Below are 15614 nucleotides of genomic sequence, written 5' to 3'. Positions count from 1 at the left end.
GCCAACGGGGCGGACGAAAAAAGGCTAACGCCATTTTAATTCGTCCCCACCCCGTTTTTTTATTAGGTGCAAAAAATGGAAAAGGAAACGCAATGACAGACGGCACCATTTCAATCAAATTGGCTCAAAACTACGAAATGAGCCAACTGCAAAACGCAGTGGATACCCTAGAGCAAGAACAAGATGTCATCCGTAATGACGGCTATTTCCCTGATATTTCCATCAGCCAATACCGCAACCAAGCCCGCCTAGACGGCACCATAACCACAACAAGGCTAAAAGATGCCCTAATTGAGGCCATGGCCACGGTGAATGCGGAATTAGCCACCGTTATCACTCACCCACAAGATGACGTAATTGCCACCCTTGCAGATATGCCAAGCCAAATCATTAACGGCACAAGCCTATTAGTCTGGCGTTATCAACGAGCCGTGCATTGTTTAGCCACGGCCAACCTGTATGAACGCTATGCGAGCTACGACACTACCGCAGACGGTGAAAAGAAAATGGCGTTATTGCAAGATAGCATTCACCAACTCCGCCGAGATGCCCGCTTTGCCATTGCTGACATCTTAGGTAAAAACCGCCTTAACGTGGAATTATTATGAAAGTTTACGCACAACAGCACGATAATTTAGATGCCATGATTTACCGCACTTTTGGCACCAGTTACGGCGGGTTATTAGAACAAACCTTGTTGCTGAATCCGCAACTGACCGCTCAGGCCATTTTACCCCTTGGCACCGAAGTCATTTTGCCCGACAGCAACAACCCTCAAGCGGTAAACACAAACAGCGTCCAGCTTTGGAGCTAAACCATGAATAAGAACACAGATCAACTATCCTATTTTGGGGCTTTTATGACGTTTATTGCAGGCTTAACCATAAATGACTGGGCAGCTATTTTTGGGATTTTATTTGGGGTCGTCACGTTATTTATTAACTGGTACTACAAACAAAAGGATTACGAATTGAAAAAACAAGAACTTGAAACAGGAGAACAGCATGGCAAAAAAACTCATTAAAGGCTGTGCCGTCATGGCCGTGATTGCCCTCGCCTTAGCCACCGGTGACGGATTTCGCACCACGGAAAAAGGCCTTGCCCTGATTGGCAATGCTGAGGGCTGTCGCACACAGGCTTATCAATGCCCCGCCGGTTATTGGACCTACGGTATCGGCACCGCCGAAACCAGTGGCGAAAAAATCGAACGTAACAAAACCTACACCCTACAAGAAATTGCCGACAGTTGGGTGCGAAATATCAAAGTGGCAGAACGTTGTGTCAACGACTACGCCAACGGCCGACGATTGCCACAGGGTGCCTTTGAAGCGTCGGTGTCGCTCACCTTTAACGTGGGTTGCGGTGCCTTGAAAAATTCTACCCTCTTTCGTTATGCCAGAGCCGGTGACATTCAAGCCATGTGTGATCAGTTCCCCCGTTGGGTTTATGCCAAAGGGCAAAAATTAGCGGGCTTAGAAACCCGACGCAAACAGGAGCAAGCATTGTGTTTAACTTCCTCAGTATTAAAGAAAAAATAATCCTATTAATAGGCCCTATTGTGATGTTGTGCATCATCATTTTTTTAGGCAAACAAAGTAGTTACTGGCGAGCCGAGGCCGACAAAGAAGAAATGTTAAAACGGCAATGGCAAAGCCAATATTTGCACATCACCGAAATGATAGATGAATTTAACCAACAAACGCAACGCTTGACCCTTGCCGTGCAAGCTATGCAACAGACCCAACAACAGCAAACCAAGGAACTGAATAATGTCCTACAAAATAATCAAAGCTGGAGTGATAGCCCTGTGCCTGATGATGTTAGTCGGCTGTTCAAGCAACGTGGAAATCGTACCAATCCAAGCAAAAATTCTGTGTCCAACCACACATCATTGCCAAGCGGTCACACTCAAGGACATCAAAACCAACCGTGATTTAGCCTTAGCGTTAGACCACGCTTTAAACCAAACAGATTTATGCGTAACGGAACTTCAAGCCTTAACACAGTGCATTGACACATTTAACCAAATACAGGGAAACAGCCCATGACGGATGCCATAGATAATGCCCAACAAGCCGAGCAATTACAGCGTGATATTGCCTTACGTAATCAACTCAGCGTACAACGAAATATCAGCCTAACCCATTGCATAGATTGTGCTGACCCCATTCCAGAAAAACGCCGTCAAATGGTGATCGGCTGTAAACGTTGCATTGATTGCCAACAGGAATTCGAACTGCGTCAAAAAGGATTTCGCCCATGAAAAAGCCCAACCAACTTCGCAAAGTGTTAGAACAAGCTAACCCCTTTTTTGTGGCGAACCCTGACAAACTGCAGTTATTTATTGATGACGGCAAAATCATTCGCACTGGCACGGATAACTTGAGCTTTGAATTGCAATATAGCCTAAATATTATCGTCACCGACTACCCCGACGACATCGCACGGCTCACCGTGCCATTGTTGGCGTATTTGCAAATCAACCAACCAGAACTCTTTGCTAACCCCGATTTGCGTGATAAAGCCATTCGCTTTTTACCTGATTTTAACAATAACAACACCGCTGATATTCATTTTGAAATCAGCCCCATCACAGAACGGGTCGTGGTGAAACAATCGCAAGCGGACAGCGTGGTTTTAGACTACAAACCCGAGCCCGTTTGGGGCAATGAACGGATCAACGTGTATTTTGAAGATGAAGATAACTTAATTTTTGCGAGTAACAACAATGTCAACGGTTGATGAAATTCAAGCAAAATTCACCGCACTTTTAGCCAATATCAGCCCGCAACAACGGCGAAAATTAGCCAGGGATATTGGTTTTAAACTGCGAAAAAGCCAAGCGGACAGAATCGCCAAACAGCAAAACCCCGACGGTACGGCGTATGAGCCAAGAAAGCCGCAACGAGTGAGCAAAAAAGCCAAGAATGCCAAAGGGCGAGTGAAACGCAAGGCGATGTTTGCCAAACTGCGGACGGTACGCTTTTTTAAAGTGCGATCAAATCAAGCAGAGGTTGCTGTTGGATTTAGTGGCAGTGGCGGAATGATTGCCAGCGTGCATCAATATGGCTTACCAAGCCGAGTGCAAAGAAAAAGCGAAAGAAAAGTGAAATATGCCCAACGGGAATTGTTGGGCTTTGCAGATCAGGATTTGGCGTTGATTGAAGATTTGATTGTTGAGCAGTTATCTGTTTAGTTACCAAACATAAAAAATATGATAAAACACAGTAATGACAAACAGTGTAATACCAATACGGTCACTCCAATAAGTTAATATTTTATTGTGTTTTTCAATCCAATTTTTAAAAGGATAAAGCACTAAACCCAACGCAAGAACAACAATAAAACCACCGCCAATAAATGGCAAAACCGCTGCGACTGTTGCAGTGACGCTAGCAACAAACGGAGCAAGTATAACAAAAGGGGCAACCACAACAAGCATAGCGAGAGCCGCAGGCAAACAAAAAAGGAATAGGATGAATCCAAGCATGGTAATTTCTCCAATCGGGTTTTATTAAATTTACGCCTTTTTGCTTTTAGATGTCAATAATTTTAGATAAGAGAACCGAAATATGAGCCAAAATTTACAGTTAAACGTGATATTAAGTGCGGTAGATAAACTCACTGCACCGTTTCGCAATGCCTCCAAGCAAGCAGAAAAATTATCTAGCACATTGAAAAAAGCCAAATCTGAATTGAAAGGATTGGAGAAATCACAAAATACCATTGACAGCTTTAAAAGCACCCGAGAAAACTTTAAAAAGACTATTCAGGAACTGGATAAACACAAACAGAAATTAACCCAGTTACGCACCACAAAAGACGAGCATAAAACCAAACGCAGTGCCATTTCACAAGACCTGTCGCAAGAAAAAATACGCTATGGCAAATTAATTGAGGCACAATTCAACGCCAAACGTTTAGGCGGTGGCAATTTATCCCAAATTAACGCCGAAGTCATGCAATCTCAAACCCGATTGCAAGCCTTAGGCAAACGTTATGATGAATTAAGTACCCGAATTGCCAAAACCACGCAACAAATGCGAAATGAAAAACAGGCGATCAGTGTGTCACAACGAGAAAGAAAGAATCAATATGAACAATTAAAACAACTTCGAACTAAATTACGTGAGGCGGGGATCAGCACCAAAGAACTGGCACAATATGAGGGCGATCTCAAAACCAAAATTAATGTAGCCAATCAAGCCCTTGAAAAACAACAAAGTGCGTTAGAGAAAGTCAATAAACGAGTCAAGCAACGGCAAGCCTACCGCAACCAAGTGGATACACTAAAATCGGGTTCCGAACGATTACAGCATTTTGGCCAACGGGCATTAACTACTGGCACTGCCACACTCGGGGCGGGCTATATGATGATGCGACCCGCCTTTGATTTTGAACAGGACTTTTCCAAAGTAGAGGCTTTAACAGGCTTAAATAGGTTTGACCCCAAACAAGCGGAAAAGTTAGAACGCTTACGCCAACAAGGCATTGATTTAGGGGCCAATACCTCGTTCACATCAGGCGAAGTGGCACAGGGGCAAGGCTATTTAGCCATGGCGGGATTTAAATCTGAGCAAATCGAGGCCGCTATGCCGGCCGTGTTAAGCATGACCAAAGCGGCGGGCATTGAAATGGGGCGAGCCTCCGACATTGCCTCGGATATTTCTTCTGGTTTTAAAATTTCTGCCGATGATATGGGGCGGGTTGCTGACGTATTAGTGAATACCTTTTCCAGTTCTAATACCACCCTCGAGGGATTGGGCGAAACCATGAAATACCTCGGCCCCATTGCCACATCCACAGGACAAGATTTTGAAACCATGTCCGCTATGGTAGGGTTATTAGGTAACGTGGGGATTAAAGGCACACAGGCCGGTACGTCTTTACGTTCAGCGATGTTACGTTTAGCGGCTCCGCCCAAACAAGCTGCACAAGCCTTGGGGAAATTAGGCGTTAGAGCCAAAGATAAAAAAGGCAATATGCGGTCTCTCACCGACATTTTAGTGGATGTAGAAAAAGCCACTAAGAAAATGGGGAGCGGCACCCGAATGGAATATTATAAAAAAATCTTCGGCACCGAGGCGGCAACGGCCATGGTTGAATTAGTCGGACAAGCGGGCATTGACGGTATTCAACAAATGACCGACAAGCTAAAAAATTCTGCGGGTCGAGCGGAAGAAGTCGCAAAAGTGATGTCAGATAACTTTTGGGGGGATGTCAAAACCCTAGAAAGTGCCAAAGATGCGATCAGTATCAGCATTTTTAAAGAAGTCGCCCCGTTTTTACGTGATACCGTGCAGAAATTCACGGATATTTTACGCAAAATTAACGACTGGATAAAAGCCAATCCCCAGCTCACCGCAAGTATTATTAAATGGATAGCAAGCGGAGCGGGATTAATGGCGGTATTAGGTGGATTAAGTATGGCATGCAGTTATTTACTTTACCCAATAGCCAGACTAGCTTTAGGAATCGGGCATTTTACAGGGATAAATTCATTATTAGGGGCGACCCTATCCAAGGTTGGAAAATCTGCTTTGAGTTTTGGTCGAATATTCACATCATGGAAAGGGTTATTTAGTGGAATAACCACAGGATTAAAATTTGTTGGTAACGGTATTTTAGGCTTATGGAAACCCATGACTTATATTAATGGTGCAATTAATATAATTAAAAATGGTTTTCTGGCTGCTAGAGTGGCGGGAATGAGTTTTGTCGCTACTCCCATTGGGCTAATTATCACTGCCCTAATTGCTGGCGCATTACTTATCTACAAATATTGGGATCAGGTTAAAGCCTTTTTCAGCGGTTTCTGGACTGGTTTACAACAAGGCCTAGCCCCTGTAATTGAAAAGTTTCAACCATTAGCAACCATATTCGGCACTATCGTTGGTTGGATTGTGGATTTAGTGCAATGGTTTATTGATTTATTTACGCCCATTCAAACCACGCAATCAGAGCTAGAAAATGCAACCAAAGCGGGGGAAAGTTTTGGCCAAAAAGTCGCTAGCGCCATTGAAATTATCCTAACGCCTTTAACCCTATTAATGGATGGCATAGATTGGCTTTCTAAGAATATGCCAAGTTGGGACAGTATCGGGAACAGCATATCCAGTGCTTGGGACAAAACCAAATCCTTTTTGGGCTTTGGCGAGGATACAGCAACAGGCAGCTCAAAAAATCCATCAAAAAGCGCCGCACATTCACCGCCTCCCTCTTTGGTGGGTAAAAATAATGTCAAATTGATTCCCCCCTTACAACAAAAATGGATCGGCGGTTTAGTCGAAAAAGCCAAAGGCTTTGCCTGCGGTGGCTACACTGGCAACGGCGGAAAATACCAACCTGCAGGCATTGTCCACGCCGGCGAATATGTGATGACTAAACAAGCTACATCAAAATTAGGCGTGCCATTACTCAACACCCTAAACTATGGCAAAAATGCCCTGATTGGCACTGGGCTTGGCTTAAGCGTGGCCATGGCTCAACCCATCCAGATTGACGACCGACCGCCATTAAAAGCCACAACGAGCCAAATGGTGACGCAACAGCCAATGCAAGTGAGCATTACGGTTAATGCCAACGCTGGGCAAGATCCGCAAGCCATTGCCCGAGAAGTGGCACGCCAGTTGCAACAACTCCAAAGCCAACAACAAGCCCAACGGCGAAGTAGTTTGAGGGATAGGGATTAACATAAATTTTGTTGAAAAAGGGCTAATTTGCCAATAAAAAAGGCAAATTTGCCTTTTTTTTCACTTTTTTATAAAAAACGCTTGCAATGTTCGCAAGTGCGAACTACAATACACCCCATAAGCAGAACGCAAGGGGCGTATGCAATCCTAAGGGGAAAAACAATGAAAGGCTACCATTTAGTAAAATCTGCAAGTGAAACATTTACATTAGTTGACGGTGAATTATGCGAAAGACATATTAGCGTTTATCAAAGTCAACGCAGTGAAAATGCGTTTAAAGTCGTCACCACCGATATTATTAACGGCGAACCCACAGAAAGCATTGAAAAAGGCAATCGTGCTTTTATCAAATGTTGCTTAATCTCTGCTTTAGGTGATGATTGGAATAAAAATTGGGGCGTACAGTTACATTAAAAAACAAAGCCGTAAGCGAAAAGACTTACGGCTTTTCATCTATCAAGGAAAATAAAAAATGAATGGCTTAAAACTCAAAATGATACGTGAACTATTGGGCTTGTCTATTGCAGAAGCCGCTGAATATATCGGGGGCGTAAGCAAACGCAGTTGGGAATATTGGGAAAAAGATGACCGCACTTTAAAGCCCGATGTGATCGAAAAAATGAATAGCCTGTTGCAACAATATAATGACAAATTATTCACCGCCATTGAAGAAATCAAAAAAGGAAAACCACTCACCTTGCACTACCCTACAACCCCGAATACAAATATTATCGAATGGCGTTTAACCCAGTCACTAGTCAGGGTTTTAGTCTGTTGTTATGGGGCAGAATTGGCTAAATAGCTTTTTATTGTATCTCTAAAACAAAAGTGCTAGGATCGTTTTAAATCCACAAAGGGGGAAAATATGATAACGAAAGAACAAGGCTATGATGAATTTTTAGCGGAAAAAATCCGCTTAGGACGTGAAGATATTGCCAATGGGCGATTTTATACGCTAAAAGAAGCAGAAGCACATTGGCAACGTACCATTGAGCGTAAAGCCCTAGAAATGGCATTACTAGATGAAGAATTAGCGGATGAATTACATTATGCCTAAAGATGTGATTATTTCTAAAGAGGCACACAAAGACATTGATGATATTTTAGACGGAATCTATCAATACACATTATTTGCCTCTACACCACAGAAATTATATGACGAATTTCGCCATACATTTAGGCTATTGGGTGTCGCTCCAAAAATGGGGAAATTGCAACCCAACGGCACAAGAATCGTATTTTGCCGTCATTATCGCATTGTGTATGAAGAATTGGACGACCGAGTGGAAATCATCACCGTGATCCATTCTCGCCGATTATATCCACAACCCAAATAATATTGCCAAAGGGGAAAATATGATAACGAAAGAACGAGGCTATGATGAATTTTTAGCAAAAAGCATCGCCCTAGGTGAAGCCGATAGCCAAGCAGGACGGGTTCATTCAGTCGAAGAAGTCAGAAAAGAGATTGAAGCGATTTATCTAAGAACTTATCAAGGTGAAGAAAGTGTGGGTTATCGTTTTAACCGAAATCATACTTTTGCTGACTTTAAAAAAGCAATGTTAAACTAAAATACAATCCCCCCAAAATAGCAAGGCTCCCCCCTTGCTTTTTTGTTATCCCCCATTCTACATTCGCAATCTATCGCCCTATTCTCCCCTATCCGCCAAAATGCCTTTTATTTACCACGCACTTTAGGCAAATATGACCGCAGAACTCAACCGCCGTATTGATAATATTATCCGCTTTGGCACCATTGCCGAAGTCAATCACGACGAACGCCGTGTGAAAGTGTTATCGGGTGGGATTAAAACCGATTGGCTACCGTGGTTGGAATGGCGAGCGGGCACAACAAAAAGCTGGTCACCGCCGACGGTAAATGAGCAATGTGTCATTTTAGCAGCGAGCGGTGAATTGACTATGGCGGTGGTACTCACTGGCATTTACACCACAACCCACAACAATCCGAGCCAGTCCGCCGATGAACACGTGATTGAGTTTGCGGACGGGGCAAGAATGGTTTACAACCAAGCCAGTTCTGACTTAACCGTGACAGGCATTAGCACCGCAACCATTCAAGCATCAAGCCAAATTGTGTTAGATACGCCGTTAGTGAAATGCACAGGTGATGTCGAAGTGTCAGGCAAAGTGACATCAGGTGACGACCAAATCGCAGGCGGTATATCCACAATGCACCATACTCACAGGGGCGATAGTGGCGGAACTACTGGTCAGCCACAATAGGGCAACCACAATAGGGGAAACATGGACAGACACACAGGCAAACAAATTGATGATGACTTAGCCCATATCAAGCAATCGGTCGCCGATATTCTCACCACGCAAATTGGCACCAGAATACAACGGCGTGATTATGGCTCCAATATTCCCAAACTCATTGACCGCCCTATTGACCGAGTATTGATATTACAAATTGCCAGTTGTGCGGTTGTGGCGTTAAACAAATGGGAAAAACGGCTCAATATCAGCCAATTTAAACCCGAATTTAAAGACGGCAAAGTGACTGCAAAAATCGTTGGCACGTTGTCGAATACCAACAAAAATATTAATTACGACAATCTGTTATTAGGTGGTTAATGAATAACAACATTATTGATTTAAACAATCTGCCCTATCCACAAGTCATTGATGAACTGGATTTTGAAACCTTGTTGGCGAACCGAAAAACCGCCTTTATTAGTCGCTTTGATACCGAAAGCGAACAAGCCTTTTGGACGGAACGGCTGCAATATGAAAGCGAACCTGTGGTGAAACTTCTGGAAGAAAACGCCTATTTAGAATTATTGCTCCGCAGTGAAATTAATGAAAAGGCTAAGGCGGTAATGTTAGCCTTTGCCACAGGATCGGATTTAGATAATTTAGCGGCATTATTTGGCGTGGAACGGCTGTTGATTCAAGCAAAAGATTTAACCACTAACCCGATCACCGAAGCGGTTTATGAAGATGACGAACGGCTCCGCTATCGGGTGCAAATGTCGCTAGAAAAAATCACCACCGCAGGCAGTCGGGGCAGTTATGAATATCACGCTTTGAGTAGTTCGGCTTTGGTGAAAGATGTCAATGTCATCAGCCCTACCGCTGGCGTGGTGCAAGTCACGCTACTTTCGACCCAAGGCAAGGGAACGGCAGATCAGACATTGATTAATACGGTCAACACCGCACTTAATGCCGAAGATGTCCGCCCCTTGTGCGATACCGTCAAGGTGCAATCCGCTCAAATTGTGGATTATCAAATTCAAGCCACCTTAACGCTTTATCCGTCCGTATTGGAAAGCGTGGTATTTGAAAACGTGCAAACTGCGGTGCAAAAATTTGTCGAAAAACAACACGCACTGGGGATTGATATTACCCTATCGGGGATTTATGCCGCTTTACATCAAGAGGGCGTGCAAAATGTGGTTTTGACTAAACCAACAAAAAATCTTGTGATTCAACCAACACAAGCGGGCTATTGCACAAGCATTAATATTACGGTGGGCGGTAGAGATGAATAACAGTTTATTGCCCATAGGTTCTACGCCCTTAGAGAAAAAGCTGTCGCAGACGTTTTCAGCGATTAGCGACATTCCTGTGCCGATTCATTTGCTTTGGCAAGCTAAACATTGCCCGACAAATCTGTTGCCGTGGTTGGCTTGGTCGGTGTCAGTGGATGAATGGGACAGTGAGTGGTCAGATGAAACCAAACGCAATAGCATTTTAGCCAGTTTTTCTATTCACAAAATCAAAGGCACGATCAGCAGTCTTCGCCGAGTATTGGCATCTGCCGGCTATGGGAATGTGCAGATTTTAGAAAATATGTCTGCCATACAATATGACGTCACCAAAAGCTACAACGGCGATTATGTGCATGGCTCAACAGAAAGCCACTGGGCGACTTATCGGATTTATCTTAACCGTCCAATGAGCATTGAACAAGGCGAACAAGTCAGGCAATTGTTTGCCAACACCGCCCCCGTGCGTTGTCATTTAGTCGGGTTGCATTTTGAGCAAGCGAATAATCTTTACAATCAAAAAATCACCTATAACGGTGAGTATTCTTACGGAGTCGCATAATGGCGAATTTAATTGAAAAAAACGAATGGACAGACAGCATTTATCAAATTGAGAAAACCGATCCGGTGGTCGGTGGTGCGGATGGGATTTCCAACAAACAAGCTCAACAGCTGGCGAATCGTACCAAGTATTTAAAAGGGCAAGTGGAAAGCCTAAATCACGGCAAGGCGGCAAGTAGTCATAGCCATACTATTGCACAGATTACGGATTTACAAAACACGTTAAACAGCAAAGCAACTAACACCGATTTAACCAACGCCCAAAATGCCTTAACCACAGAAATTAACAAAAAAGCGACCAAAGATGCTTTTTCTGCATTGCACGATTTAATGGTCGGCATTCCGTTTCCTTATCCATTATCTACCGTACCAAGTGGTTGTTTAGCAATGAATGGACAGAAATTTAACACGTCTACTTACCCAATTTTAGCGAAAAAATACCCTAACGGGGTATTGCCTGATTTACGGGGTGAATTTATTCGGGGCTGGGATAATGGGCGTGGTGTAGATAGTGGGCGTGGGTTGTTGGCAGGGCAGTTACACGCATTGCAAGACCATTTTCACTTATTACCAACAACAGCTGGAAATAATTATGAGACAGAAAATAATATTAAATCTGTATTCATAGATAATTCATCACTAACAAACCATGGTTTGCTCGCTACTATTAATTCACTAACAAACAAAGGAAACAATTACAATATTGCTGATAACACACCAGCAAGAACATATTCGTCAAGAATTGGCATAACAGAACAACAAACTGATGTGAAAGTAGGCAATGAAAACCGTCCACGCAACATCGCTTTCCACTACATCTGCCTAGCCGCATAAGCCAAATAAAGGAGTTAAACAATGATTCAATTTGACCAACAGGGCTTTGCCCTAGAAAGCGGTGAAATCACCGTGTACCAAACCAACAACAATGAGTTTTCGGGAGCAACTACGGAATTTATCAGCCTAGGCGGTAGTTTGTCTGCCAATAGTTATTTAGATGCACCACCCAAAGTGAAAAACGGCTTTGCCATTGTGCGTGAAAATAACCGTTGGCAATATGTGGAAGATCACCGAGGCGAAACCGTGTATTCCACCCTTGACCGTTCAAGCCTTGAAATTAAAGAACTGGGTAAAATTCCCGAAAATTACACCGCAGTTGTCCCTTTTTCGGATTCTTGTGAATGGAACGGCAAAAAATGGACAATCTCCAAAGCCAAACAAGCAGAAATCAAAGCCAATCAACAGCAACAAATGCGTGAAAAAATCAACGCCAAACGAGATGAAAGTTGCTATGGGGGGATCTACATTGAAAGCCTGAAAAAATGGTTTGACAGCGACGAAGCGAGCTTTGTCAAAATGATCGGAGCAAAAGCCGTGATGGATGATGATGTCACTAACGACAAAGAAAGCTCACCTGAATTATGGATTTGTGCGGATAATTCGGTGACCCAGTTAAACCGTGATGATTTTGCTTTGATTATTCGCACCATTAAAGAGCAAGTGTCGGCGATGCACGCTTTAGCGGTGCAACACAAAACCCAAATGGAACAAGCGGATGAACCGTTAGACTATGATTATTCGCAAGGTTGGGCGGTGACTTATCAGCAATCTTTAGGGGGAAACAATGCCGATTAAAGAATGGTTAAAGCAAATTCTGATTGCGGTAGATCAGTTGTTTAATGCTATTGCCTTTGGCTATGCGGATGAAACCATTTCTTGCCGTTGTTATCGCAATTTTATCTTAGAACAAGATAAGCGTTTTCGCTGGCGATTGATGTATCATTTAGTGAATGGCTTGTTTTTTGACCGCAATCATTGCCGAGATGCGTATTTTAGCGAGATTGAACGTAAGCAATATCCGAGCCATTTTAGAAACTAACCCTCACCCTAGCCCTCTCCCAGAGGGAGAGGGGATTTTTTGCAACTTAGCCCCCTAAAAGTGCGGTGAATTGTTATGCCATTATTCACACTTTCCCCTTGTGGCACGCTCCCCCGTTTCCCCACACAATAGCCCTATCTTTTCACCAACCCATAGGGCTTTTATTATGTCTGATGAATTTTTGCACGGCGTGCGAGTGACGGAAATCACCGAAACACTTCGCACTTTAACGGTGTCTTCGACTTCTGTGATCGGCTTAGTGGCGACCGCAGAAGATGCCGATGAAACCACCTTTCCTTTAAACAAACCTACCTTACTCACTGGCATTACGTCCGCTGTGATTGCCAAAGCTGGCACCAAAGGCACACTTGCCCGAGCGTTGGACGGCATTTTAGATATTACCAACACCAAAGTCATTGTCATTCGTGTGGCTGAGATCGAAGACGACAGCCAAATGAAAGCGAACGTGATCGGCGGTATGGATGAAAACGGCAATTACACGGGCTTAAAAGCGTTTTTAGTGGCTCAAGCCTTAACGGGTGTCAAACCACGAATTTTTGCTATTCCAAAATATGACAGCCAAGATGTGACAGCGGAGCTACTCACCGTGGCGAAAAAGCTCAACGGCTTTGTGTATGCGTCCTGTTATGGTTGCCAAACCAAAGAACAAGCCGTCACTTATCGCCGCCAATTCTCACAACGTGAATTAATGCTGATTTTTGGCGATTTCTTATCATTCAACAGCACCACCAAACAAACCGAAACCGACTACGCCGTTACTCGAGCGGTGGCAATGCGTGCTTATCAAGATCAAGTGCAAGGCTGGCATACCGCCATTTCTAATAAGGAATTAACAGGCGTGACAGGTGTCACCAATCCGCTTTCCTTTGATATTAACGATGCGGCAACGGATGTGAACTATCTCAATGAACAGGGCATTACTTGCTGTATCAATTACAACGGCTACAAATTCTGGGGCGTTCGCACTTGTTCCACCGATAAAACGTTCTTGTATGAAAACCAAACTCGCACCGCTCAAGTATTGAAAGATACCATTGCACAAAGTTTTGACTGGGCAATGGATAAAAATATCAGCGTGCCGTTGGTGAAAGAAATCGTAGAAGCGATTAATGCCAAATGGCGTTATTGGACGGCAGAAGGCAAATTGGTTGGCGGTAAAGCGTTCGTTAAAGCGGAATTTAACACCGCGGAAACCTTAAAAGATGCCAAATTGTTAATTGGTTATGATTATTGTGCTGCCCCATTATTGGAACAATTAGAGTTTAATCAATATGTCAGCGATGAATATTTGGTTGAATTGGCAGATGAAATTACCAAAGTTGGCAGCTAATCATAGGGAGCATAAAAATGGGATTACCACGCAAATTAAAATTAATGAATGTCTTTGCAGACGGCAACAGCTACAAAGGGCAAATCACCGAACTTGAACAGCCCAAACTGGCGTTAAAACTGGAAGAATACCGTGCAGGCGGAATGATTGGATCGGTGAAAGTGAATCTAGGCTTAGAAACCCTAGAAACCACGCTCAAAATGGGCGGTTATATGACCGAATTTTTACGCCAATTCGGCACCACCATTGACGGTACACCGCTCCGCTTTTTAGGGGCGTATGAGCAGGACGACACAGGCGAAGTAACCAGCATTGAAATCGTGATGCGTGGACGTTTTGGCGAAATTGATGCAGGGTCATCTAAAGTCGGCGATGACACCGAACACAGTTTCACCGTGCCACTCACCTATTACAAAGTGATTGAAAACGGCTCAGATGTCGTTGAGATCGATATGATTAACAGCGTTTTCATTGTGGACGGCAACGACCGCCTAGCCGAACACCGCTCCGCCGTAGGCTTATAACCATAATCGGGCAAACGCCCGATTTATTTCACCCATTTTAAAGGAATATTCAAATGACTAAACCCACTTCAAACACCGTCACATTAAGCACCCCGATTGTGCGTGGTGATAAAACATTTTCAGAAATTCAAATCAACAAACCGACCGTGATTGCCTTAAAAGGCTTGAAACTGTTGGAATTATTGCAATCGGATGTCAATGCCTTAATGGTGCTATTACCACGTGTGAGCCAACCGATGTTACACAAAAACGACTTTGACACAATGGACGTGGGCGACTTCACCGATTTATCAACGGCGGTGATTAATTTTTTAGTGCCGACTTCGGTGCAAGCGGAACAGACGGAAACAGCGGAATAGCTGAACCGTTAAAAATTGCCGACTGTGTCGAAAATGCCATTGCCGATATAGCAATGGTGTTTCACTGGCGACCTGATGACTTTGACCAAATGAGCTTACTGGAACTCATGGAATGGCGAGAAAAAGCACGGGTGAGATATGAGCAACAACAACCCTCACCCTAGCCCTCTCCCAAAGGGAGAGGGAATAGTTGTCAAAATTTCACCGCACTTTCAATCCCCCCAATGTCCCCTCTCCCTTTGGGAGAGGGCTAGGGTGAGGGTAAAAGGGTAAATAAGGAAAATTATGTTACAAAATTCAATCCTTGCCATTTTGGGCGTATTCCCCTTTATGCAACGCACCATTCCCTTTCAAACCCTGAGCCGTGAAACCAGTTGGCGACACCCGACTAATTCGGTGGTAGGGGCATTGCCGAAAAGCCAATTTGTGGGCAAAGAAAGCGAAAGTATCAATCTTTCTTGTCGCCTAATCCCCGAAATCACAGGCGGTGATTTTAGCATTGCGGCGTTACGCTTAATGGCAGACAGTGGCGGTGCGTTCCCCTTAATTGACGGCTCAAACTTCTTTTTATTGGGCTTTTTTGTGATTGAAAATATCCACGAAGAACGCAGTGAGTTATTTGGTGACGGCAAGGCAAGAGCGATTGATTTTTCTATGCAATTAAAACGCACCGATGATCCGACTTTGATTAGTTTAGCAAGTCAGGTGATGGGGAATTTGATTTAAAAAAGCCTATTA

General features: G+C 43.8%; 27 protein-coding genes. 26 read left to right on the top strand and 1 reads right to left on the bottom strand.

The features are described from left to right. Positions 1-92 precede the first annotated feature (92 nt). The 8 genes from ACTG7L_RS06545 (at position 93) to ACTG7L_RS06510 (ending at position 3196) form a co-directional block, all read left to right on the top strand. The gene (locus ACTG7L_RS06545; protein WP_439327903.1) at positions 93-608 is read left to right on the top strand and encodes a head completion/stabilization protein; all 516 of its coding nucleotides are present in this window, start codon (positions 93-95) and stop codon (positions 606-608) included. After that, entirely contained in the window at positions 605-814 is a 210-nt protein-coding gene (locus ACTG7L_RS06540; RefSeq protein WP_439327902.1) for a tail protein X, read from the top strand. Before ACTG7L_RS06545 ends, ACTG7L_RS06540 begins: the two co-directional genes overlap by 4 nt. A gap of 3 nt (positions 815-817) precedes the next feature. Further along, on the top strand, positions 818-1024 hold the full coding sequence (locus tag ACTG7L_RS06535) for a phage holin (RefSeq protein WP_439327901.1): 207 nt from the start codon (positions 818-820) through the stop codon (positions 1022-1024). Continuing rightward, positions 1005-1538 carry a lysozyme gene (locus tag ACTG7L_RS06530; protein ID WP_439327900.1) on the top strand — a complete coding sequence of 178 codons (534 nt, stop codon included), beginning with the start codon at positions 1005-1007 and terminating at the stop codon, positions 1536-1538. The genes ACTG7L_RS06535 and ACTG7L_RS06530 overlap by 20 nt, the downstream gene beginning before the upstream one ends. A 231-nt stretch (positions 1539-1769) precedes the next feature. Beyond that, a complete protein-coding gene (lysC, locus tag ACTG7L_RS06525; protein WP_439327899.1) occupies positions 1770-2048 on the top strand; it encodes an Rz1-like lysis system protein LysC in 279 nt (92 codons plus the stop codon). After that, entirely contained in the window at positions 2045-2263 is a 219-nt protein-coding gene (locus tag ACTG7L_RS06520) for a TraR/DksA family transcriptional regulator (protein WP_439327898.1), read from the top strand. Before lysC ends, ACTG7L_RS06520 begins: the two co-directional genes overlap by 4 nt. Next, positions 2260-2742 carry a phage tail protein gene (locus tag ACTG7L_RS06515; RefSeq protein ID WP_439327897.1) on the top strand — a complete coding sequence of 161 codons (483 nt, stop codon included), beginning with the start codon at positions 2260-2262 and terminating at the stop codon, positions 2740-2742. The genes ACTG7L_RS06520 and ACTG7L_RS06515 overlap by 4 nt, the downstream gene beginning before the upstream one ends. Beyond that, on the top strand, positions 2729-3196 hold the full coding sequence (locus tag ACTG7L_RS06510; protein WP_439327896.1) for a phage virion morphogenesis protein: 468 nt from the start codon (positions 2729-2731) through the stop codon (positions 3194-3196). The genes ACTG7L_RS06515 and ACTG7L_RS06510 overlap by 14 nt, the downstream gene beginning before the upstream one ends. Here the strand turns inward: ACTG7L_RS06510 and ACTG7L_RS06505 are convergent, their stop codons facing one another. After that, positions 3197-3490: a hypothetical protein gene (locus tag ACTG7L_RS06505; RefSeq protein WP_439327895.1), complete on the bottom strand. Its 294-nt coding sequence runs from the start codon at positions 3488-3490 to the stop codon at positions 3197-3199. Positions 3491-3572: 82 nt separating this feature from the next. On the opposite strand from ACTG7L_RS06505, the gene ACTG7L_RS06500 reads away from it, so the two are divergent. The 18 genes from ACTG7L_RS06500 (at position 3573) to ACTG7L_RS06415 (ending at position 15602) form a co-directional block, all read left to right on the top strand. Beyond that, the gene (locus tag ACTG7L_RS06500; RefSeq protein ID WP_439327894.1) at positions 3573-6692 is read left to right on the top strand and encodes a phage tail tape measure protein; all 3120 of its coding nucleotides are present in this window, start codon (positions 3573-3575) and stop codon (positions 6690-6692) included. Positions 6693-6854: 162 nt separating this feature from the next. Further along, positions 6855-7106 carry a hypothetical protein gene (locus ACTG7L_RS06495; protein ID WP_439327893.1) on the top strand — a complete coding sequence of 84 codons (252 nt, stop codon included), beginning with the start codon at positions 6855-6857 and terminating at the stop codon, positions 7104-7106. A 58-nt stretch (positions 7107-7164) separates the two neighbouring features. Further along, positions 7165-7494, top strand: coding sequence for an Aca2/YdiL-like domain-containing protein (locus ACTG7L_RS06490; protein ID WP_439327892.1), 330 nt, complete (start codon positions 7165-7167; stop codon positions 7492-7494). Positions 7495-7557: 63 nt separating this feature from the next. Continuing rightward, on the top strand, positions 7558-7749 hold the full coding sequence (locus tag ACTG7L_RS06485; RefSeq protein WP_439327891.1) for a hypothetical protein: 192 nt from the start codon (positions 7558-7560) through the stop codon (positions 7747-7749). Further along, the gene (locus ACTG7L_RS06480; protein ID WP_439327890.1) at positions 7730-8029 is read left to right on the top strand and encodes a type II toxin-antitoxin system RelE/ParE family toxin; all 300 of its coding nucleotides are present in this window, start codon (positions 7730-7732) and stop codon (positions 8027-8029) included. The genes ACTG7L_RS06485 and ACTG7L_RS06480 overlap by 20 nt, the downstream gene beginning before the upstream one ends. A 19-nt stretch (positions 8030-8048) precedes the next feature. Beyond that, positions 8049-8264, top strand: a complete 216-nt coding sequence (locus ACTG7L_RS06475; RefSeq protein WP_439327889.1) for a hypothetical protein — start codon at positions 8049-8051, stop codon at positions 8262-8264. Between the two features lie 133 nt (positions 8265-8397). Continuing rightward, positions 8398-8937: a phage baseplate assembly protein V gene (locus ACTG7L_RS06470; protein WP_439327888.1), complete on the top strand. Its 540-nt coding sequence runs from the start codon at positions 8398-8400 to the stop codon at positions 8935-8937. 21 nt (positions 8938-8958) lie between these two features. Next, on the top strand, positions 8959-9291 hold the full coding sequence (locus ACTG7L_RS06465) for a GPW/gp25 family protein (RefSeq protein WP_439327887.1): 333 nt from the start codon (positions 8959-8961) through the stop codon (positions 9289-9291). Beyond that, a complete protein-coding gene (locus ACTG7L_RS06460; protein ID WP_439327886.1) occupies positions 9291-10208 on the top strand; it encodes a baseplate assembly protein in 918 nt (305 codons plus the stop codon). The genes ACTG7L_RS06465 and ACTG7L_RS06460 overlap by 1 nt, the downstream gene beginning before the upstream one ends. Further along, complete coding sequence (locus tag ACTG7L_RS06455) at positions 10201-10767, top strand: phage tail protein I (protein ID WP_439327885.1); 567 nt, start codon at positions 10201-10203, stop codon at positions 10765-10767. Before ACTG7L_RS06460 ends, ACTG7L_RS06455 begins: the two co-directional genes overlap by 8 nt. Further along, entirely contained in the window at positions 10767-11600 is an 834-nt protein-coding gene (locus ACTG7L_RS06450) for a tail fiber protein (RefSeq protein WP_439327884.1), read from the top strand. Before ACTG7L_RS06455 ends, ACTG7L_RS06450 begins: the two co-directional genes overlap by 1 nt. A gap of 21 nt (positions 11601-11621) precedes the next feature. Continuing rightward, positions 11622-12398: a DUF4376 domain-containing protein gene (locus ACTG7L_RS06445; RefSeq protein WP_439327883.1), complete on the top strand. Its 777-nt coding sequence runs from the start codon at positions 11622-11624 to the stop codon at positions 12396-12398. Then, a complete protein-coding gene (locus ACTG7L_RS06440) occupies positions 12388-12642 on the top strand; it encodes a DNA helicase UvrD (RefSeq protein ID WP_439327882.1) in 255 nt (84 codons plus the stop codon). Before ACTG7L_RS06445 ends, ACTG7L_RS06440 begins: the two co-directional genes overlap by 11 nt. A gap of 166 nt (positions 12643-12808) precedes the next feature. Beyond that, complete coding sequence (locus ACTG7L_RS06435) at positions 12809-13993, top strand: phage tail sheath subtilisin-like domain-containing protein (RefSeq protein WP_439327881.1); 1185 nt, start codon at positions 12809-12811, stop codon at positions 13991-13993. A 17-nt stretch (positions 13994-14010) separates the two neighbouring features. Then, positions 14011-14517, top strand: a complete 507-nt coding sequence (locus tag ACTG7L_RS06430) for a phage major tail tube protein (protein WP_439327880.1) — start codon at positions 14011-14013, stop codon at positions 14515-14517. 53 nt (positions 14518-14570) lie between these two features. Continuing rightward, positions 14571-14876 (top strand): phage tail assembly protein, encoded by a 306-nt coding sequence (locus ACTG7L_RS06425; RefSeq protein WP_439327879.1) that lies wholly within the window; start codon positions 14571-14573, stop codon positions 14874-14876. Continuing rightward, entirely contained in the window at positions 14873-15040 is a 168-nt protein-coding gene (locus ACTG7L_RS06420; protein WP_439327973.1) for a GpE family phage tail protein, read from the top strand. The genes ACTG7L_RS06425 and ACTG7L_RS06420 overlap by 4 nt, the downstream gene beginning before the upstream one ends. 121 nt (positions 15041-15161) lie before the next feature. Further along, positions 15162-15602: a phage tail protein gene (locus tag ACTG7L_RS06415; RefSeq protein ID WP_439257116.1), complete on the top strand. Its 441-nt coding sequence runs from the start codon at positions 15162-15164 to the stop codon at positions 15600-15602. Positions 15603-15614: the final 12 nt, after the last annotated feature.

The organism is Lonepinella sp. BR2357 (genome assembly GCF_051851525.1).
Lineage (GTDB): Bacteria > Pseudomonadota > Gammaproteobacteria > Enterobacterales > Pasteurellaceae > Lonepinella.
Note: the sequence above shows the minus strand (reverse complement) of the source record. Positions and strands in the feature narration are given on the sequence as shown.